Origin of the sequence: Streptomyces sp. NBC_01431, assembly GCF_036231355.1 — a bacterium.
In the GTDB taxonomy this organism is placed as follows: domain Bacteria; phylum Actinomycetota; class Actinomycetes; order Streptomycetales; family Streptomycetaceae; genus Streptomyces.
In genome coordinates this window covers 5,703,327-5,722,950 of the sequence record NZ_CP109496.1, presented here as the reverse complement: position 1 = coordinate 5,722,950, position 19,624 = coordinate 5,703,327, and the positions used below count along the sequence as shown (strand labels likewise).

General features: G+C 72.4%; 16 protein-coding genes and 1 pseudogene. 7 read left to right on the top strand and 10 right to left on the bottom strand.

The features are described 5' to 3' along the window. The first annotated feature begins 409 nt into the window (after window positions 1-409). The 4 genes from OG522_RS26150 (at window position 410) to OG522_RS26135 (ending at window position 4,142) form a co-directional block, all read left to right on the top strand. Window positions 410-1,003 (top strand): class I SAM-dependent methyltransferase, encoded by a 594-nt coding sequence (locus OG522_RS26150; RefSeq protein WP_329467741.1) that lies wholly within the window; start codon window positions 410-412, stop codon window positions 1,001-1,003. Between the two features lie 56 nt (window positions 1,004-1,059). After that, window positions 1,060-2,031: an N-acetylmuramoyl-L-alanine amidase gene (locus OG522_RS26145; protein ID WP_329465437.1), complete on the top strand. Its 972-nt coding sequence runs from the start codon at window positions 1,060-1,062 to the stop codon at window positions 2,029-2,031. A 144-nt stretch (window positions 2,032-2,175) separates the two neighbouring features. Next, window positions 2,176-3,033, top strand: a complete 858-nt coding sequence (locus OG522_RS26140; protein WP_329465436.1) for a hypothetical protein — start codon at window positions 2,176-2,178, stop codon at window positions 3,031-3,033. A gap of 98 nt (window positions 3,034-3,131) precedes the next feature. Further along, complete coding sequence (locus OG522_RS26135) at window positions 3,132-4,142, top strand: LLM class F420-dependent oxidoreductase (RefSeq protein ID WP_329465435.1); 1,011 nt, start codon at window positions 3,132-3,134, stop codon at window positions 4,140-4,142. Between the two features lie 31 nt (window positions 4,143-4,173). On the opposite strand, the gene OG522_RS26130 is transcribed toward OG522_RS26135, so the two are convergent. The 4 genes from OG522_RS26130 to OG522_RS26115 all read right to left on the bottom strand — a co-directional run bounded on the left by OG522_RS26130 (window position 4,174) and on the right by OG522_RS26115 (window position 8,110). Beyond that, window positions 4,174-4,752: a hypothetical protein gene (locus OG522_RS26130; RefSeq protein ID WP_329465434.1), complete on the bottom strand. Its 579-nt coding sequence runs from the start codon at window positions 4,750-4,752 to the stop codon at window positions 4,174-4,176. A gap of 86 nt (window positions 4,753-4,838) precedes the next feature. Next, the gene (locus OG522_RS26125) at window positions 4,839-5,915 is read right to left on the bottom strand and encodes a prenyltransferase (protein WP_329465433.1); all 1,077 of its coding nucleotides are present in this window, start codon (window positions 5,913-5,915) and stop codon (window positions 4,839-4,841) included. Beyond that, window positions 5,912-6,667: a class I SAM-dependent methyltransferase gene (locus OG522_RS26120; RefSeq protein WP_329465432.1), complete on the bottom strand. Its 756-nt coding sequence runs from the start codon at window positions 6,665-6,667 to the stop codon at window positions 5,912-5,914. Before OG522_RS26120 ends, OG522_RS26125 begins: the two co-directional genes overlap by 4 nt. A gap of 117 nt (window positions 6,668-6,784) precedes the next feature. Next, window positions 6,785-8,110, bottom strand: a complete 1,326-nt coding sequence (locus OG522_RS26115) for a glycosyltransferase family 4 protein (protein WP_329465431.1) — start codon at window positions 8,108-8,110, stop codon at window positions 6,785-6,787. Window positions 8,111-8,344: 234 nt separating this feature from the next. Here OG522_RS26115 and OG522_RS26110 point away from each other — a divergent pair, with 234 nt between their 5' ends. After that, complete coding sequence (locus tag OG522_RS26110) at window positions 8,345-8,971, top strand: TetR family transcriptional regulator (RefSeq protein WP_329465430.1); 627 nt, start codon at window positions 8,345-8,347, stop codon at window positions 8,969-8,971. 317 nt (window positions 8,972-9,288) lie between these two features. Continuing rightward, a complete protein-coding gene (locus OG522_RS26105) occupies window positions 9,289-9,897 on the top strand; it encodes a response regulator transcription factor (protein WP_329465429.1) in 609 nt (202 codons plus the stop codon). A 222-nt stretch (window positions 9,898-10,119) separates the two neighbouring features. On the opposite strand, the pseudogene OG522_RS26100 reads toward OG522_RS26105, so the two are convergent. From OG522_RS26100 to OG522_RS26075, 6 genes and pseudogenes are all read right to left on the bottom strand, one after another. Then, window positions 10,120-10,830: pseudogene (locus OG522_RS26100) on the bottom strand (ATP-binding cassette domain-containing protein); the annotation flags it as partial. 671 nt (window positions 10,831-11,501) lie between these two features. Then, a complete protein-coding gene (locus OG522_RS26095) occupies window positions 11,502-13,157 on the bottom strand; it encodes an ABC transporter ATP-binding protein (RefSeq protein ID WP_329465428.1) in 1,656 nt (551 codons plus the stop codon). 88 nt (window positions 13,158-13,245) lie between these two features. Then, window positions 13,246-13,380, bottom strand: a complete 135-nt coding sequence (locus OG522_RS26090; protein ID WP_114035518.1) for a SapB/AmfS family lanthipeptide — start codon at window positions 13,378-13,380, stop codon at window positions 13,246-13,248. Window positions 13,381-13,432: 52 nt separating this feature from the next. Then, window positions 13,433-15,991 carry a class III lanthionine synthetase LanKC gene (lanKC, locus tag OG522_RS26085; protein WP_329465427.1) on the bottom strand — a complete coding sequence of 853 codons (2,559 nt, stop codon included), beginning with the start codon at window positions 15,989-15,991 and terminating at the stop codon, window positions 13,433-13,435. Between the two features lie 198 nt (window positions 15,992-16,189). Beyond that, the gene (locus OG522_RS26080) at window positions 16,190-16,423 is read right to left on the bottom strand and encodes a ferredoxin (protein ID WP_329465426.1); all 234 of its coding nucleotides are present in this window, start codon (window positions 16,421-16,423) and stop codon (window positions 16,190-16,192) included. Next, window positions 16,423-17,886 (bottom strand): aldehyde dehydrogenase, encoded by a 1,464-nt coding sequence (locus OG522_RS26075; protein WP_329465425.1) that lies wholly within the window; start codon window positions 17,884-17,886, stop codon window positions 16,423-16,425. Before OG522_RS26075 ends, OG522_RS26080 begins: the two co-directional genes overlap by 1 nt. 266 nt (window positions 17,887-18,152) lie before the next feature. Here OG522_RS26075 and OG522_RS26070 point away from each other — a divergent pair, with 266 nt between their 5' ends. Next, entirely contained in the window at window positions 18,153-19,214 is a 1,062-nt protein-coding gene (locus OG522_RS26070; protein ID WP_329465424.1) for an MBL fold metallo-hydrolase, read from the top strand. Window positions 19,215-19,624 lie beyond the last annotated feature (410 nt).

Here is a 19,624-nt window from a genome sequence, read left to right as displayed (position 1 = left end):
CTCGCCCGCGGATTCACCGCCAACGATTCCGCTGTCGGGACCACTGACAATTCCATGTCGGACGACGTTGGGCTTGCGCAGCGCAGTTGGATCTTGCGTACGGCTGCGGCTTCATGAGGTGTGGGGCGGCCGTCCATGGGGCTCGGCTGTCGAAGATGCAGGGTAGGTCTGCACAACCCGGGCGCCAGTCGTGCAGGTGAACCTTTCACCTCGCTGGTCACGCCCCTGACGGATGCAGCCTCCAACCGCACCGGACAGCCGGGGTATGACCTTCGGGCCGCCCGACCGGACCGGCCCCGGCGGCGTACGGCACCATGGACGGCCACACACACCTACGACCCAAAGGAGCCGGGCCGTGGCCACTGTCCAGCCTCAGATCCTGGCCGCCTTCGAGGCGGCCAAGGGCTTCATGCCCGTACGGGAAGGCCTGGCGCTGTACGCGGCGGCCGTCGAGGCCGGGGCGCTCGGGCTGCCGCTCCTGGAGGTCGGCACCTACTGCGGGCGTTCCACCATCCTGCTCGCCGAGGCCGCCCGCGAGAGCGGCACGGTCGCCGTCACCGTCGACCACCACCGCGGCAGCGAGGAGCAGCAGCCCGGCTGGGAGTACCACGACCCGACGGTCGTGGACCCGCAGGTGGGGGCGATGGACACGCTGCCCACCTTCCGGCGGACCCTGCACGCGGCCGGTCTGGAGGACCACGTGATCGCGGTGGTCGGCCGCTCCCCGCAGGTCGCGCGGGTGTGGGGCGGGCAGCTCGGCTTCGTCTTCATCGACGGCGGCCACACCGACGAGCACGCGAGTGCCGACTACGAGGGCTGGGCGCCCAAGCTCGCCGAGGGCGGCACCCTTGCCATCCACGACGTCTTTCCCGACCCGGCCGACGAGTTCACCGGCCAGGCCCCCTACCGCGTCTATCGGCGCGCGCTGGAGTCCGGCGCCTTCACCGAGGTCTCGGCGACCGACTCGCTGCGGGTGCTGCGGCGCACGGCCGCCGCGCTGTGACACGTCGCGGCGCCGGGTGCACGGGCCCGGGGCGGGTGCGCCGCTAGCATCGCAGCGTGCCGAACGACAGCGAGTCACAGAACCCTGACAGCCGGTCGCGCCGCGTGCGCGGGCGGGCCCTCGTCGCTCTCGCCGCGCTGGCGCCGACCGCGCTGGCGGGGTGGCTCGTCTGGCAGGCGATGAGCGGGCCCGGCGGACAGGACGACAAGCCGCCGCGGGTGCTGCCGCTGCCCAGCCGCACCGATCGGCCCGCCCGCCCCGGGCCGGGCGGCGCGACGGTGACGGCCACACCGTCCCCGGCCGCCCCCGGCTCCACCTCCGCGCCGGCCAAGCCGGGCGGCCAGAGCGGTGCCGGGCCGCTCGCCGGAAAGACCGTCGTCATCGACCCAGGTCACAATCCGAATAATTTCCAGCACACGAAGGAGATCGACCAGCAGGTCGACATCGGAACGAACAAGAAGGAATGCGACACCACCGGAACCTCCACCAACGACGATTACACCGAGGCCGAGTTCACCCTCGATGTCTCGCACCGGATCCGGGCGATCCTCGAAAAGCTGGGCGCCAAGGTCACATTCACCCACGATGGCGAGCGGACATTCGGCCCGTGCGTGGACGAGCGGGCCCGGATCGGAAATCAGGCGAAGGCCGACGCCGTCGTATCGGTGCACGCGGACGGCGCGGACGAGGGCCAGCGCGGTTTCCACGTGATCCTTCCCGCGCTGGTGAAGGCCGGTGCCGCCGACACCGCGCCGATCATGGGGCCGTCGCGTGAACTCGGTGTGCGGATCGCGGGGAAGTTCGTCCAGGACACCGGCATGAACGCCTCCAACTACGTGGGCGACGGCACCGGTCTGGACACCCGCAGCGACCTCGGCGGGCTCAACCTGTCGACCGTCCCGAAGGTGTTCATCGAGTGCGGGAACATGCGGGATTCCCGGGACGCGCCTCTTCTGAAGAGTGCGGACTGGCGCCAGAAGGCGGCCCAGGGCATCTCCGACGGCATTACGTCGTTTCTCGGCGGGTAGGCTCCCGACCCGCCGTACGGCTCGCGGGCACAGGCGATAGATTCTTCCGCACAGGGGGAACCACCTAGAGCTTCACGCCGTGTGCACGTACACCGGCGGCAGCGATGACCGCCCCGACGAGACGACATAAAAGAGGACTTTTACGTGAACATCCGCTCCCTCACACGAGGCGACGGCGTGGTGATCGGTGCAGCGGTGGTGCTGTTCATCGCCTCGTTCCTGAATCTCACGTCCGCTCCGAGCTGCTCCGGCCAGTTCTGCCCGAACGTCGACGCTCCGAACGCCTGGGACTCGCTCTCGCTCCTGATGAGCATGTTCCTGGCGGGCATCATCGGCGCGGTGCTGGTCGTCGTGGGGCGCTCGCTGCCGCAGCCGAAGAAGGTCGCGGGCCTCGACGTCACGCAGTTCGGCGTCGCGTTCACGGTCTTCGCCGCGTGGACCGCGTTCTGGACGATCATCGACGTCCGCGGCTCCGGAGCCGGCATGATCCTCGGCCTCATCGCCACGCTGGCCCTGGCCGCGGGCGCCGTCGCCTCGCCGCTGGTCGGCGCGCTGAAGGCGCCGCTGATGGGCGCCCCGAGCCCGGCCGCCCCGCAGCCCTACGGCTACCCGGGCGCGGCCCAGCCGGCCGGTGGCTACGGCTACCCCGGCGCCGCCCAGCAGCCCTACGGCGCCCAGCCGGGCGACCCGAGCCTCGGCGGCCAGCCGCAGGCGCAGGCGCAGCCGTTCGGCGCGCAGGCGCAGGCCGCGGACCCCAACAAGGACAGCCAGGCGCAGCCCGCCGCAGCCGCCGCCCCGGCCGGTGACTTCGCGCCGTTCTGGTTCGCGGTCCCCGTCGCCCGTCCGCTCTACGCGGAGGACGGCTCACCCACCCCGATCGCCGAACTCGCCCCCGGCACCTGGTACCTGGCCGTCGACCAGCGCGGCCCCGCTCTGATCGCCCAGACGCAGGACGGCCGCCGCGGCGTCCTCCAGGACACCACCGGCATCCAGCGCGGCTGATCTCCCGCCACCGCTCGGCCCCTCGCCCTCTTCCGGGCGGGGGGCCGTTGCCTTACAGTCCCCTGACGGTTCGTCAGATCACTGGAAGGGGACGGCACATGCGCCTGGGACTCGCACTCGGATACTGGGGGCGCGGCCCCAACCCCGCCCATCTCGAACTGGCCCGCACGGCCGAGGAGTTCGGCTACGCCTCGGTGTGGACCGCGGAGGCCTGGGGCTCCGACGCGTTCACCCCGCTCACCTGGATCGCGGCGCACACCTCCCGCATCCGGCTCGGCACCGCGGTCGCGCAGATGGCCGCGCGCACCCCGACCGCCACCGCCATGCACGCCCTCACCCTGGACCACCTCTCGGGCGGCCGGATGATGCTGGGCCTCGGCCTCTCCGGGCCGCAGGTCGTCGAGGGCTGGTACGGCCGCCCGTTCCCGTCGAGCCCGCTCACCGCGACCCGTGAGTACGTCGACGTCATCCGCCAGGTGCTGCGCCGCGAGGCCCCCGTCGCGCTCGACGGCCGCTTCCACGCGCACCCCTACGCCGGCGCCGACGGTACGGGCCTGGGCAAACCCCTCAAGTCCATCACCCACCCGCTGCGCCCGGACGTTCCCGTACTCCTCGGCGCGGAAGGCCCCAAGAACGTCGCCCAGACCACCCGCATCGCGGACGGCTGGCTCCCGCTGTACTGGTCACCGACCAGGCCGGACGTGTACGAGGCGGCGCTTGCCGGGCTGCGGGAGGGCTTCCTGGTCGCACCCATGGTGCGGGCCCAGGTGTGTGACGACGTGGCCGAGGGGCTGCTTCCGGTGAAGGCGATGCTGGGCTTCTACATCGGCGGAATGGGCCACGCCGCCCGCAACTTCCACGCGGATCTGATGGCCCGCATGGGGTACGGCGAGGCGGCCCGCCGCATTCAGGAACTGTTCCTGGCGGGCCGCCGGGACGAGGCGGTGCTGGCCGTCCCGGACGCCTTCGCCGACGAGATCTCCCTGATCGGCCCGCGCCAACGCATCGCCGAACGCCTGGAGTTGTGGCGCAAGGGCCCGGTCACGGACCTGTTGGTCACGTCGCCGGACCCGGACACGCTGCGCGTTCTGGCCGACCTCAACGCCTGAACGGCCTGGGCGTCCGGCGGTTGGGGAGGGGTCAGCCGCCGGAGAGCTGCCCGGCGGAGGGAACCTGGTCGGTCACCGGCGCCCCCGCGGACTTGCCCGCGTCCTTGACTCCGCCGATCACGTTCTGGAACTGGTTGACGTCGGCGTCGCTCGCGTCGCCCTTGCGCAGCTTCCCGCCCAGGTTCTTGAGCGAGTCGATGCCGGACGACAGCGGCACCAGAGCCTTGGAGAGCAGCGGGTCGCCCTTGGCGTTCTCCGTGGCCGCCTTCAGGCGGTTGTACGTGAACGCTCCGGCCAGGCCCGCCTTGACCAGGGCGAAGGTACGGCCCTTCGCGCCCTTCTTGAACTTGCCCGCCTTGTACGGCTTGATGATCCACTCGTAGGTGGCACCGGCCGCGAGCCCCGCGTTCGCGACGAAGCGGGTCTTGGCGAGCTTCTGGCGCTCGGCGGACGCGGTGGGCGAGGCGCTGCTGTCCGCCGCGTTCTGCGCGGCGGACAGGCTGCTCTGCGTGGTCTTGGTTTCGCCTCCGCAGGCGGTCGTCGACACCAGGACGGCGCAGGACATGACGACCGCCACGACTATGCGGCGGATGGGGAGCGTAGTGGGCACGATGACCTCCGGGGGATGTTTCGGGCCTCCCGGCAGCCTCACCCGGGCCCCCGCACTCCGCCACCCGGGTGACTCCGAACGGGTGGTCAGCCGCAGCAGTAGGGCGCCAGCCCCCGCGGCAGGCGGTCGCCGCCGAAGACCGAGGCCGTGGCCTCGTCACCGCCCAGCGCGGCCACCGCGAGCAGCAGGGAGCCCGCCGTCCACGTCGTGAGCTCCTCCGGCCACATCGCGCGCTTGCCCTCGAAGACGTAACCCGTCCAGTACATCCCGGTCGCCGGGTCGCGCAGGTGCTGGATGGACTGGAGGATCTCCAGAGCCCGGTCGGACTCGCCGGTCGCCCAGAGCGCGAGTGCCAGTTCGCAGCTCTCGCCGCCGGTGACCCACGGGTTGGGCAGCACACAGCGCACCCCGAGGCCGGGCACCACGAAGTCGTCCCACATCGACTCGATGCGGGCCGTGGCGTCGGCGCCGGTGAGCGCGCCGCCGAGGACCGGGTAGTACCAGTCCATCGAGTAGCGGGACTTGTCGAGGAAGCGCTCGGGGTGGTGCTGGATGGCGTGGGCGAGCGCGCCGGCCGCCAACTCCCAGTCGGGCTGCGGCTCTTCGCGCTGTTCGGCGATGGCGAGCGCGCAGCGCAGGGCGTGGTGGACGGACGAACTCCCGGTCAGCAGCGCATCGTTGACGGCCGTGCCGTCCTCCTCGCGCTTCCACCCGATCTGCCCGCCGCTCTGCTGGAGGGCGAGGACCCACTCGACGGCGGCGAACACCGTCGGCCACATGCTGTCGAGGAAGGCGTCGTCACCGGTGGCGAGGTAGTGGTGCCAGACCCCGACCGCCACGTAGGCGACGAAGTTGGACTCCCGGCCGCGGTCGGTGACCCGGTCGTGCTCGCCGTCGTGGTAGGCGGCGTACCAGGACCCGTCCGCGTTCTGGTGCCGGGCGAGCCAGGCGTAGGCGCGCTCGGCGGCGGCGTGTTCGCCCGCCGCGTCCAGCGCCATCGCGGCCTCGGTGTGGTCCCAGGGGTCCAGGTGGTGCCCGCGGAACCAGGGGATGGCGCCATCCTCGCGCTGGACGGCGAGCAGTGTGGCGACCGTCTGTTCGGCCTGCCCGGCGGTGAGCACCCCGGGCAGCACAAGGTGTTCGGTGCGCTCCGGCGAGGTCACTTGGCGGCACTCTCTTCCCGCAGCGACGGCAGGTGCGGCTTGGTCGCGTACGCCACGAAGCTCTTGCCGACGACCGGGTTGAGCGCCCGCTCGGCGAGCCGGGTGACCGTGCTGATGCCGGGCGTCTTCATGATGTCCCAGACCAGGAGCTGGTGGTACGCCCGCACCGGCAGCGCCTTGTCGTTGTCGACGCCGAAGGCGCACTTGAGCCACCAGTACGGCGAGTGCAGCGCGTGCGCGTGGTGGCTGCCGTACGGCTTGAGGCCGGCCTGCTTCATCTTGCCGATGAGCTCGGTGGCCCGATAGATGCGGATGTGGCCGCCCTCGACCTCGTGGTACGCGTCGGAGAGCGCCCAGCACACCTTCTCGGGCCCGTACCGGGGCACGGTGACCGCGATGCGGCCGCCCGGCTTGAGCACCCGGACCATCTCGGCGAGCACGCCCTTGTCGTCGGGGATGTGCTCCATGACCTCGGAGATGATCACGACGTCGAAGGACTCGTCGGGGAAGGGCAGGTTGAGCGCGTCGCCCTCCATCGCGGTGGCGGTGGCTCCCTCGGGTGCCTCGCCGGCTTCCTTCATCGCGGCGAACCACTTGGCGACCTCGCGGATCTCCTCGCCGTTCTGGTCGAGGGCCACGACCTGGGCGCCTCGCCGGTAGCACTCGAAGGCGTGCCGGCCCGCGCCGCAGCCCAGGTCGAGCACGCGGTCGCCCGGGGCGAGCGGGAAGCGGGAGAAGTCGACGGTCAGCACGGGTGCCTGCTTTCGCGGACGGGGGGACGGAGAGGGGGTCTGCCGGGGTTTCGGGGACGCCTGGTCACCAGGCGCCCCCTGAAGCGGGCGCGGAGCACCCGGGGTTCGCGCTCCGGGTCACCTGGCGGGCTTCCCGGCCGCGGAGCGGCCCTGGGCGGCGATCGCCGAGCGGTAGAGCTCGGCGGTGCCGATGGCCGCCCGGCGCCAGGTGAACCGTTCCAGGACCCGTTCGCGGCCGGCCGCGCCGAGCCGTCGGCGCAGCGCCTCGTCGTCCAAGAGCCGGCAGAGCCCGGCGGCGAGGGCCCCCGGGTCGCCGGGCGGAACCGCGAGGCAGGTCTCGCCGTCGGGGCCGGCGACCTCCGGGATGGCGCCGCCGGTCGTGGCGAGCAGCGGGGTGCCCGTCGCCATGGCTTCGGCGGCGGGCAGCGAGAAGCCCTCGTACAGCGACGGTACGCAGCTGATCTGCGCGGACCGTACGAGGTCGACGAGTTCGGCGTCGGAGATGCCCTTGACGAACCGCACCGCGTCGCCCAGGCCGTACTTCTCGATGGCCTGCGCGACCGGCCCGTCCTCGGCTCGCCTGCCGACGACGACGAGGTGGGCGCCGGGGTGCTCGGTGCGCACCTTGGCGAGCGCCTCGACCAGGTGGACCAGACCCTTGAGCGGCACATCCGCGCTGGAGGTCGTCACGATCCGGCCGGGCACCTCGGCGACGGCCGCGTCCGGCGACCACAGGCCGGTGTCGGCGCCGATGTGCACGACCCGGATGCGGTCCTCGCGCACCCCGAGGTGGTCCACGATCTCGCCCTTGGAGGTGCCGGAGACGGTGAGCACGGACGGCAGCCGGCGGGCGACGCGCTTTTGCATGCGGGTGAAGCCGTACCAGCGGCGGACGGAGGCTCGGCGCTTCCAGTCGGCCGCGGCGTCCAGTTCGAGCTTCCGGTCGACGGTGATGGGGTGGTGGATGGTGGTGACCAGCGGCGCACCGATGTCGCCGAGCAGCCCGTACCCGAGGGTCTGGTTGTCGTGGACGACATCGAACTCGCCCCTGCGCGCGATCAGATGGCGCCGGGCGCGCAGCGAGAAGGTGAGCGGCTCGGGGAAGCCGCCGGTCCACATGGTGGCGACTTCCAGCCGGTCGATCCAGTCCCGGTACTCGTCCTTCTTGGGCGTACGGAACGGATCGGGCGAGCGGTAGAGGTCCAGGCTGGCGAGTTCGGTGAGCGGGACGCCCTCGTCGAGCACGGGGTAGGGCTGGGCGCCGATGACCTCGACGCTGTGCCCGAGCCGGGCGAGCTCGCGCGAGAGGTGGCGGACGTAGACGCCCTGGCCGCCGCAGAACGGGTTCCCCTTGTAGGTGAGGAGCGCGATCCGCAGCGGGCGCTCGGGCCCGCCGTCGGCGTCCCCGGTGCGGGGGCTTGCCTCTATGGCCTCAGCGGTCACTCGCGGCCCCCTTCATCACTGCGTTTCGCCGGAGCGTAACTGCTCGCGCTAATCTAGAACAAGTTCCAGACTTGGTCCTTCTTGAGCGTTCTTCGATCACTCAAGGAGCTTCGAATCTACCGGCAGGTAGCGCGACTGTAAGAGCCGGATCAGGTGATTCGCGCCACGACGGGACCCCTGCCATGCTGGGCCGCCGAGCACGGGCGTCACGACGGGAACAACGGAACGGGACATATGACAGCGGAAGCCAGGGTGGCCACCGAAACCTCCCCTCCCCTGACGGAGCGCCAGGAGGCGCGCCGCCGCCGCATCCTGCACGCGAGCGCCCAGCTGGCCAGCCGGGGCGGCTTCGACGCGGTCCAGATGCGCGAGGTGGCCGAGGCCGCGTCAGTGGCGCTCGGCACCCTGTACCGCTACTTCCCTTCCAAGATCCATCTGCTGGTCGCCACCATGCAGGACCAGCTCCAGCACCTGCACAGCGCACTGCGCAAGCACCCGCCGTCCGGTGCGGCCTCCTCGGAGCGGGTGGCCGAAACCCTCATGCGCGCCTTCCGTGCGCTCCAGCGCGAACCGCATCTGGCGGACGCGATGGTGCGGGCCCTCACCTTCGCGGACCGCTCGGTGAGCCCGGAGGTGGACACCGTCTCGCGGCAGACCACGGCGATCATCCTGGACGCGATGGGCCTGGACGATCCGACTCCGGAGCAGCTCTCGGCCGTTCGGGTCATCGAGCACACCTGGCACTCGGCACTGATCACCTGGCTCTCGGGCCGGGCCTCCATCGCCCAGGTCAAGATCGACATTGAAACGGTCTGCAAGCTGATCGACCTGACCGCGCCGCCCGTCCCGCCGAAGGCGTAGGGCGGTACCGGGCGACCCCTGGTATCGGGCACCCCGGGTACCAGGCGCCCCAGGCTCCGGACCCGTGCGCGCGCTCCCCTGCCACCGCATCGCCCCGCTTCCCCAACTCCCAGGTCAGTACGGGTAGTTGACTGATTCGCCGGGGTCACGGAGATGCGCCCCGGCCCACGCGTCGCGCCCCATGTGCGCCGTTGCGCGCCCCCAGTGCCCCCCACCAATCTGTTCGCCCGGGTCATGACAGGGGTAACCGGCGCCCAGAATCGTTGCGCACCCAACCAAAGGCGCCCGCAACGGTGAGCCTGGAAGGAGCTGGAAACGTGGTTCGGGTACTTCTCGTGCACGACTCGTGCCTGCTGCGGTCGGCCCTGGCCGACCGCCTCGCACGCGAGCCAGACCTGGAGGTCCACCACACGCCCTGGCGCGGCGCCCCGGCACTCGCGCGATTACTGAGCCCGGACGTCTGCGCGGCCGACCTGGACTGTTCCGAGTCCTACGGGATCGCACCGCTCGGCGAACTCACCGGCTGCCGCCCAGGCACCGGGAAGTGCCGACTCCTGGTGCTGGCCGACGCACACCGTCCGGGACCGCTGAAGCGGGCGGCCGATGCCAATGCCCGTGGCTATGTGGACAAGGGGGGCACACCCGACCATCTGGTCTTCGCCATCAGACAGGTGGCCGAGGGGAAACGCTTCGTCGACGACTCCCTCGGCTTCAGTTTCCTCAGAGCGGCGGAAATGCCCCTGACCCGCCGCGAGTTGAGCGTCCTGTCACTCGCCGCCGAAGGTGCCTCGATCTCCGACATCGCGCACCGCCTGCACCTGACCAACGGCACGGTGCGCAACTACATGGCCGCCATCACCCGCAAGACCGGGGCCCGCAACCGGGTCGACGCCATTCGGATCTCCCAGGGAGAGGGCTGGGTGTGAGCGGCCGCTCCCGGTGAGATCGCGGTAGAACGCGGAGCGGGCGAGCAACTCCTCATGGGTGCCGAGTTCGGCACGGGCCCCGTCCATCAGCAGTACGCGGTCCGCGCGCCGGGCCGAGCCGGTGCGGTGGGCGACGACCACCAGGGTGCGGCCGGCCCGTTCGCTGAAGGCCCGCTCCGCGCGTGCCTCGGCCACCGGATCGAGGTGACAGGTCGCCTCGTCGAGCAGCACCAGCGGCGCGGGCGAGGCATGCGCCCGCGCCAGGGCGACGAGCTGGCGCTCCCCGGCAGAGAGCGCGGCCGGATCGAGTTCGGCGTCGAGCCCGCCGAGCCGGGCGAGCAGCTCCCCCGCCCCGACGGCTTCCGCGGACGCCAACAGGGCGCTGTCATGCGGTAGTTGCTCGCAGAAGTAGCCCAGGTTCTCCCGTACGGAGGCGGTGAAGACGTACGCCTCCTGCGGCACGAGCACCCGGTCGCAGCCCCGCAGCACCTCGCCCGCGTCCGGCCGCAGCGTCCCGGCGATCAGCGCGAGTAGGGTCGATTTCCCGATGCCGCTCGGCCCGGCCACCGCGAGGTGTCCCCCGGCCGGTACGGCGAGGTCGAGGCGGTCGAGCACGGGGGCCGCGCCCGGCCCGTACGCGAAGACGACCCCGCGCAGCCGCACCGGCCAGGCCTCGTCCTCGTACGGCACCTGCGCCGCGGGGGTCTGTGCCACGTCGGCCAGCCTGCGCAGGACGACGGTGAGGCGGGAGCCCGAGGTGCCCAGGCCCTGCACCAGGGCCTGGAGGGCGGGCAGCAGCGACTGGGTGAGGTAGGCGAGCGCACCGGCCAGGCCGCCCGCGGTGACGCCGTGGCGCAGCAGCCACGGCGCGGTGACCAGGAGCAGCAGCAGGGGCAGCCGGCCGCCGACGCCCACGGCGAAGGTCCTGACCATGCCCCAGTGGGCGAGCGAGCGGGCCGCGCGGTACTCGCCGTCGATGCGCGCCCCGGCGTCCAGGGCGGCCCGCTCCTCGGCGCCCGACGCCACGATGTCCCGCAACCCCGTTGCCAACAGGCCGAGTTCGGCGGCCAGGCGTTCGTCGGCGGCCAGGAAGTCCTCCTGGCGCCGGGCCAGTGGGCGCAGTGTCGCGGCGAAGAGGGCGAGTCCGATGAGCAACGGGCCCGCGACCACCGGGAGCAGGACGGGGGCGAGCGCGAACAGGCCGAAGAGCGCGCCGGCCGCGGTGAAGACGAAGGTCCGCGAGACGAGTACGAGTCCGGCGAGGGTGTCGCGGGCCAGTTCCACCTGCTGGGTGAGCCGGGACAGGGCCGCGTCGTCCGCCTCGCGCAGTCCGCGCGTCACCACCGCCCGCACGAGTTCGTCCCGTACCGGCTCGACCAGTGCGGCGACGGCCCCGTACACCCGACGCGTGCCGAGGGCCCCCGCGAACACGGCCAGTCCGGCCGCCGCGAGCCATCCGGCGCCGGTGGCGGGGTGTCCCGTGAGGAAACCGTCGTCGAGGGCGCGGGCGAGGGCGAAGCCGAGCAGGAAGGTCTGGGCGGATTCGAGCAGCGACCACCCGGCGAGCCGGAGCAGGACCCGCTTGCGCCGCCCGAGCAGGTGCCTCAGCACGCCTCCTCGCCCTCTGCGAACACCGCGCGGTAGTCGGCCAGTCGGACCAGTTCGCGGTGCGGGGCGACCGCGCGCGGGCGGCCTTCCTCCAGCCACACCACGAGGTCCGCGCGGGCCGCCGTCGAGGCGCGGTGGGCGACGATCAGGTGGGTTCCGGCGCCGCGCAGCAGGGCCCCGGAGACCTTCAGCTCGGTGGCCGAGTCAAGACTGGAGGTGGCGTCGTCCAGGATCAAAAGGCGCCCCGGATGCGCGAACGCCCTTGCCAGGCCCAGACGTTGGGCCTCGCCGCCGGACAGCGGCGCGCTCGCGCAGGGGGTGGCGTAGCCGGCGGGCATCCGCCGCACGAAGTCGTCGGCGCAGGCGGAGCGGGCCGCCGCGACCACCGCCGGCTCCCCCGGGTCGTGCGCGCCGTACGCGATGGTGGCGCACACCGTGCCACCGAGCAGCACGGGCCGCGCGAAGGCGTAACCGACCGCGCGGCGCAGCTGGGTGCGGGTGAGGGACGAAAGCGGTACGCCGTCGAGGAGGACCGTGCCCGACTCCGGGTCGGCGAGCCGGCCCGCGACGGCCGCGAGCGCCGATTTGCCGCTGCCCGAGCGGCCGACGACGGCGACCACCGCACCACCCGGCAGCGTGAGATCGACACCGCGAAGCGGCCCGTGCACGACGCCCCGCATGGTCAACTCACCTGATCCGACGGGCAGTTCCCCGCCTCCGTACGGCACGACCGGCGCGGCCAGCACCTCCTGGAGGCGGACGACGGCGGTGCGTCCGCGGGTCAGGGTGTTCACCATGCCGACCAGGGCGCCGGTGCCGGTGGCGAGGCTCGCGTAACGCCAGGCCGCGAGGAGGCCGCCGACGCTCAGGTCGCCCCGGGCCAGGCGCAGTCCGGCGACGGCGAGCACCGCGAGCTGGAGCAGCGGAAGCAGCACCGCGGCCTGCGCGGTGGAGCGGCCGAGCACCTGCCACATGCGGTGGCCCTGCCGGGAGAGTTCGGGCAGCGGCGCCAGGATCCGGGCGGCGTCCCGCTCGGGGTGTCCGGCCGCCGCGATCGTGCGGGCGCCCCGCACCGCTTCCAGGAGGCGGCCCGCGATCTGGCCCTGGGTGTGCAGATAGCCCGCGCTGCTCGCACCGGAGCCGCGCACGAACACCCGCAGCAGCAGGGCGAACAGGGGCATTCCGGCGAGCACGACCAGGGCGGTCCACAGGTCGGTGAGGGCGAGCGCGACGAGTCCGCCGACCGGGGTGACGACGGCCGCCAGCGCGCCGGCGATCGAGACGGGCACGGTCGCGGCCTGGGCCGCGTTCCCGGTGAGCCGTGCCACCAACTCGCCCTCCGAGCAAGGTTGTTGGTGGCCTGCGTCCAGGACGTGGCCGAGCACGCGGCGGCGCAGCCAGGCGGCGCTGCGTGCGGTGGCGGTCGCGGTGACGGCCGATTCGAGGGCGGCGATCAGCACGGCGGCGGCAGTGAGCAGGGCGCACCAGGTGATCCAGGGCGTCGCGTCGGACTGCCGCCCCGCGAGCACCAGGTCGAGGGCGCGGCCCAGGACCGCGGGCAGCGCGAGCCCCGCACCGGCCGACGCGCAGGTCAGCACCAGGATCAGGGTGCCGGGCCCGGCGCTCTGCCGGACGGTCTCACGCAACAGCAAGGCGGCCTCCCGCGTGCGGCGGCCCCGGCCGGCGAGCGGTGCCGGGCGGGGCCGCGTCGTTCACTGGTACACCGGGTTTACGCGGTGATCACAGGCAGAGCGTCAGGCTCGCGACGCTGTCACAGAGCAGCAGGCTGAGCTGGCTGCCGCCGCCGTGGCCGCCGCCGTCACCCTCGTCGATGTCGAGCTCGACGTCGAGGTTCTGCAGGTCGAGAAGGGACATTGCGATCTCCTTTGTCGGCGATGTACGACCGTCCGTGGGGGACGGGGTTGTTTCAGCCCCGGGTGGGGCCGTCTTGGGGGCCGCCCGGTGGGGCGGCGGGTGGGGGCGCCAGGAAGGGCAGCGCGGCGGGCCGGTCGCCGAGCGCGGCACCGAGCGCCAGGAGGCAGCCCGCCGTGCCGGTCGCGAGGTCCATGGACAGGCGCATCATCTGGTCGCCGGGGAAGGCGAGTTGGCCTTCGTAGGGCATGGCGTACCAGGAGAGTCCGGCGATCTGGTCGTCGAGCCAGGCGCGCGGCGCCCCGGTCCGCGCCAGGTGGAGCACCATTCCGGCGCGCCCGTTGAACAGGCCCGGCTGGGCGTAGTAGCGGGAGCGGGCGGCGGGCTGGATCTGTTCCCGCGCCGCCCGGAAGGCCGCCTCGTCCCGGTGGGCGAGGAAGTCGTCCAGGACCGCGGCGATACCGACGCTGCCTGCGCCGAGGTAGGGCAGGGTGCGGGTGGTGTCGTTGACGACGAGGGTGCCGGCCGGGTTGGTCACGCAGCGGTCGAGATCGCGCCGCAGCGCCTTTGCCGCCCGGTCCAGCAACGCCGCTTCGCCGGTGGACTCGTACAGCCGCAGGAAGAACAGCGCGGGCCCGCAGGAACCGCGCAGCAACCCGGCGCGGCGTCCGCCGTCGGGCCGCGCGGCGATCAACTCGGCTGCCTCAAGCGCCTGTTCCTTGTAGCCGAGCCGGTCGAGTACGAGGCCGAGTCCGGCGAGCCCGCCGTGCAGGTCGGTGGCGAGCCGCTGCCAGTTCTCGGCGAGGACGCCCTCGATCAGTTCGCGGGCCCGCTCGGTGTGACCGAGGCGGTCGAGGACGTAGGCGACTCCGGCGAGCCCGTCGTACAGGCCGAGCGGGGTGCCGGGCGGCGGTGGCGCGGTGTGCGCGAGGAGCCAGCGCTCGCCCTCGGGGTACGGTGCGGCGCCGGTCTCGGCGAGCGCGTACAGCACACCGGCGGCGCCGTGGGCGAGGCCGAGGCCGCCGCCCTCGGTGAACTGGGCGACGTCTCCGGGGAAGAGCCGGTCGTCGCGTTCGGGGGTGGCGGAGGCGAGGACGGCACGGGTCATGGAGTCGCGGCTCGCCGGCCAGTCGGCCGGGTCGACGGGCGCACACCCCGGGCGCCTCGGCGCGGCCTGTCCCTCGATGACGCGGACGGCCTCCTCCAGATAGCCATCGGGCAGGTCGGGGAACTGGGCGGCGGCGATCTCGGCGAGGTGGGCGGCCTTGGCCCGGTCGATGACCAGCAGGCTCGTCATCGGCACGAACAGGGCGATCCGCAGACAGGACAGCGCGTAGCGGTCCACGTCGAAGCCCTTGCGGTCCAGGGGCGCGATGAAGCCGGGGTGGGCCATGGACTGGCCGCGGTGGTCGTCGACGGGCAGCGCGGCCTCGAAGTCGAGGAGCCGTACGGACTGCTCGTCGGGCGTCACCATGATGTTGAACATGTGCAGGTCGTTGAAGACGATGCCCCGCTCGTGCACGGCGGCCACCGCGTCCTCGACGGCGCCCAGGACGCGCAGCGCCCACCGCGTGTACTCGGCGACCTCGACCGGGTCGGGCTCGACGCCGATGAGCGGATGGCGGGGCGCGAAGAAGGAGTTGAGGGTGCGCCCTTCGAGGAAGTCCATGACGAGGAAGCGGTGCTCGCCGAGGGTGAACCAGTCGCGCACGGCGGGGGCGACGCCGAGGCCGCCCACCTGTTCAAGAGCCGCCTTCTCGCGCTCCAGGCGGGCCACCGCGTCCGCGCCGTCCGCCGCGAGACCGGCGTGGGGCCTGGCTTCCTTGAGGACGACGCGTTCGCCGGTGCGGGTGTCGGTTCCGGCGTAGACGCCGCCGCCGTTGGAGAAGTGCAGGGCCCGTTCGATGCGGTAGGGCAGTTCACCGGTGGTGGTGGCGTTACGGGCGGCGAGGTGGGGCGCGAGGAACTCGGGCAGGGTGACCCAGTCGGGGACATGGAAGACCGGGTCCCTGCGGTCGGGCATGAGCACCCCGTCGGCGTTCTCGACGGCCGTCACCAGGGTGCCGTTCGCATCGACGCAGTGCCGCTTGGTGAAGCCGCCGTAGCGGACGTAGAGCGGGCCCTGGCCCCAGCGCAGATCGGTGAGGATGTACGGGCCCGGCTCCCCCGCGAGCAGATCGCCCAACTCACGCAGTATCAGGTGGAGTTCGGCCTCGTCGGCCGGGTAGAGGGTGGCGAACTTCCCGCTGGAGCCGCGGCCCGCGTACTTGGAGTTGCGCAGGTGCAGCGGCCGGCGGCCGGGGACGAACTTGAAGGGGATCGCCCGCGGCACGCAGTAGTCCCACACCCGCGCCGCGACCTTCTCGGCGTTGTCCAGACACGCCGAGACGTGGATCTTCCAGCCCTGCTGGGGCCGCGTCCGGCGCCCGGATATGTGCTCGGGGGCGAAGTGCAGCCAGTCTCCGGCGAGTTGAGAGGTCCAGCCTTCGGGCGCGGTGCGCCGGGCGGCCTCGAAGAGCTGGGGCGTGCCGTCGGTGCGCGAGGAGGACAAGCGGTCCGGGGTCTCGTAGAAATACCTGTCCGCCAGACAGAAGACCTCGTACCGCTTGTCCATGTGTGCCTCCCCCTCGACGCCAGTGACATCGAGTGGCACTCCCCCCTCGACGGCGTGGCAACGACATTTCCACGCCGTCGCCGGGGCCGGACAGTCACGCCTGTCATCAGGTCACCGTGCGGTACGCATGGGTCAACCTGTGTTCGCCACAACCGAACACAACCTGTGTCCGCGGCGACCGAACAAGGCCCTGCCGGGCTATTCGTCCGGCGGGAACACCGTCTCGCGGGAGTCGCGCAGGGTGATCAGGATGGCTTCGACCGGGCAGCCCTCGGCGGCGGCCAGGATCTGCTCGTTGGCGTCGGTGTCGGGGGTGGTGGGGTGGGACTGGCGGGCGGCGTCGAGTTCGAAGCCGGCCGGGGCGTGGTTGACGCACATGCCGGAGCCGATGCACACGCTCCGGTCGACCTCGACGTGCCAGCGGTCGCCCATCAGGCGCCCGCCTCGTATCCGGCGGGCAGGTGGATCATCTTGTGCTCCAGGTACTCGCCGAAGCCCTCGGGCCCGAACTCCCGCCCCACACCGGACGACTTGTATCCGCCGAACGGGCCCAGCATGTCCAGGCTGAAGGTGTTGACGTTGAAGGTGCCGGTGCGGACCCGGCGCGCGAAGTCGATGCCGTGCTCCACGTCACCGGTCCACACACTGCCGCTGAGGCCGTAGTCGGAGTCGTTGGCAATCTTCAGCGCCTCGGCCTCGTCCGCGTACGGCAGCAGGCAGATGACCGGCCCGAAGATCTCCTCACGGGCGATGCGCATCGCGTTGTCGACGCCTCCGAAGAGGGTGGGCTCGACGTACCAGCCCCGGTCGACTCCGGGCGGACGGCCGCCGCCGGCGAGGATCTTGGCGCCCTCCTCCTGGCCGATCCTGATGTAGTCGAGCGAGCGCTGCTGCTGGCGCCTGGCCACCAGCGGGCCGACCTGGGTGGCCGGGTCCAGCGGGTCGCCGACGACCAGCGCGCCCGCGGCCGCCGCGAACGCCTCCGCGATCTCGTCGTAGCGGGAGGCGGGCGCCAGGATGCGGGTCTGGGCCACACAGGCCTGCCCGTTGTTCATCCAGGCGGCCGGGACGACGCCCGCGACGGTCGCCGCCAGGTCCGCGTCCGGCAGGATCACCGCCGCCGACTTGCCGCCGAGTTCCAGGGTGACGCGGGTCAGGTTGCGCGCGGCGACCTCCATGACCCCCTTGCCGGCCGCGACCGACCCGGTGAACGACACCTTGTCGACGCCGGGGTGCCCGACGAGGTACTCGCTGACCTCGCGGTCCGCGGGCAGGATGGAGAGCACGCCGTCCGGAAGCCCGGCCTCCCTGGCGATCTCGCCGAGTATGTACGCGTCGAGCGGCGTCTCCGGCGACGGCTTGAGCACCACCGTGCAGCCGGTGAGCAGCGCCGGGGCGAGCTTGGCGGCGGCGACGAACTGCGGCACGTTCCACGGCACCACGGCGGCCACCACGCCGACCGGCTCGCGCCGCACCAGGATGGGCCCGAGCGCCCCCGCCCGCCCCTCTTCGTAGGGGAACCGGCGCGCGACAGTGATCGCCGAATCCCACACCATCATCGCGCCGAGCGCCTGCGCGAGCACGCTCCACGAGTACGGCGAACCGTTCTGCGAGCTGATCGACCTGGCGATCTCCTCGTGCCGCACCAGGATCGCGTCCTTGATCCGGGTCACGACCTCGACGCGCTCGTCCAGCGTCATACGGGGCCAGGGCCCCTGGTCGAACGCGGTGCGCGCGGTGGCCACGGCCCGGTCCACATCCGCCCGCGATGCGTGCGGGACGCGGCCGATGACCTGCTCGGTGTGGGGCGAGACCACCTCGATGACGCCGGTGCCGAGGGGGTCGGTCAACTCCCCGCCGATGAACAGCTGTCCGTGTTCCACAAGCTCGGTCATGCCTGGTGCCTCCTGCGGCGCGGGCTTCCCTGACACAGTCGTCCGATCCGCTGTCTGGCCGCCGACTCGGCTGCGGGACAAGTGATCTGACGCTGTTTCAGAACTGATACCAGTTCTACTTGGAGGAGTCCACGGCCCGAACACGCCTGGACACTGGTCGACTTGGGCGACCAATGGAACTGGTTCTAGTTATAGTGGCCGGGAAGCGAGCCGCCGGGCGCGCGTCGCCGGACCGGGGCGCGCGGCCAGACAGAGACGAGGACTCCATGCCGCAGGAGCCAGCCGCGCCTCAGGTGACCGACCACGGCGGCGGTGTCCACTCCATCAAGGTGCCGATCCCGGACAACCCGCTCGGCCACACCCTGGTCCACCTGATCGACACCGACCGGGGTCCGGTGCTCGTCGACACGGGCTGGGACGACCCGGCCTCCTGGGACACCCTGAGCGCCGGTCTCACCGCCCTCGGCACGAACGTCGCCGACGTCCACGGCGTGGTCATCACCCACCACCACCCCGACCACCACGGTCTGTCCGGCCAGGTCAGGGCGGCGTCCGGCGCGTGGATCGCGATGCACGGCGCCGACGCCGCCGTGGTGCGCCGCACTCGCGAGGCCGAACCGGCGCTCTGGCTGGACTACTTGGCCGACAAGCTCGCCGCGGCGGGCGCCCCCGAGGACCACCTCGCCCCGCTGCGGCAGGCCCGCGCCTCCGGCCGCACGCGGACCCTGCCGGGGCTGCGGGCCGCACTGCCCGATCGCGAGATCGTCCCCGGCGACCTGCTGCCCCTGGCCGGGCGCCGGCTCCGCGCGATCTGGACGCCGGGCCACACCCCGGGCCACGTCTGCCTCCATCTGGAGGAGCAGCATCCCGCCCAACTCCCGGGCAACGGCCGCCTGTTCAGCGGCGACCACCTGCTGCCCGGGATCACCCCGCACATCGGCCTGTACGAGGACCCCGACGACTCCACCATGACCGACCCGCTGGGCGACTACCTCGACTCCCTCGAACGCGTCGGCCGCCTCAACGTCGCCGAGGTGCTCCCGGCCCACCAGCACGCATTCACCGAACCCGGCGTGCGGGTCACGGAGTTGCTGGCCCACCACGAGGACCGCCTCACCGGCCTGCTGGCCCTGCTCGCCACCCCGCTCACACCGTGGCAGCTCGCCGAGCGGATGGAGTGGAACCGGCCCTGGGCGCAGATCCCGTACGGCTCGCGCAACATCGCGGTCTCGGAGGCGGAGGCACATGTGCGGCGCCTGGTGAAGCTGGGGAGGGCGGAGGCGGTGCCGGGGGAACCCGCGCGGTACCGGGCGGTGCAGGGGGCCTGATCTTCGCCGGCCAGGGCTGACGTGCCGGGCACGGGGAGCGGACGCGGGTCCCAGCCCGTCGGGGGTGACTTCCGGCCCGTCCGGCATGTGAGGACCCAGGGCCCGGGTGCGAGGCCCCGGTTCGGGAAGGGGCGGGGTGCGGAAGAGGCCCCGCGGGGACCCGCACCCCCGGCCGGTAGGGTGGGCGAGTCGTCATCATGCCCGTACGGGGGGAAGCCGGTGCAAAACCGGCGATGGCCCTTCCCCGAGCTCTCGGCTCCGCCGGAGAAGGGGAGAGCCCGATCCGTGAGCCGCACCCCGCGGTAGGCCGGAATGCCCCATCGGACATGACCGGCTCGCAGTCACCCGCACCCCGCAGGTGACCGGCACCGTCGAGGTATACGGAGCCGGAGCCGGGTGCCTTGCGTGCG

Coding starts and splice junctions, on each gene's coding strand:
- lanKC (WP_329465427.1), bottom strand. CDS start 15,991: ATGGACAAGCGGTACGAGGTCTTCTGTCTGGCGGACAGGTATTTCTAC.
- OG522_RS26110 (WP_329465430.1), top strand. CDS start 8,345: ATGACAGCGGAAGCCAGGGTGGCCACCGAAACCTCCCCTCCCCTGACG.
- OG522_RS26150 (WP_329467741.1), top strand. CDS start 410: ATGCCCGTACGGGAAGGCCTGGCGCTGTACGCGGCGGCCGTCGAGGCC.
- OG522_RS26070 (WP_329465424.1), top strand. CDS start 18,153: ATGCCGCAGGAGCCAGCCGCGCCTCAGGTGACCGACCACGGCGGCGGT.
- OG522_RS26090 (WP_114035518.1), bottom strand. CDS start 13,380: ATGTCCCTTCTCGACCTGCAGAACCTCGACGTCGAGCTCGACATCGAC.
- OG522_RS26135 (WP_329465435.1), top strand. CDS start 3,132: ATGCGCCTGGGACTCGCACTCGGATACTGGGGGCGCGGCCCCAACCCC.
- OG522_RS26075 (WP_329465425.1), bottom strand. CDS start 17,886: ATGACCGAGCTTGTGGAACACGGACAGCTGTTCATCGGCGGGGAGTTG.
- OG522_RS26080 (WP_329465426.1), bottom strand. CDS start 16,423: ATGGGCGACCGCTGGCACGTCGAGGTCGACCGGAGCGTGTGCATCGGC.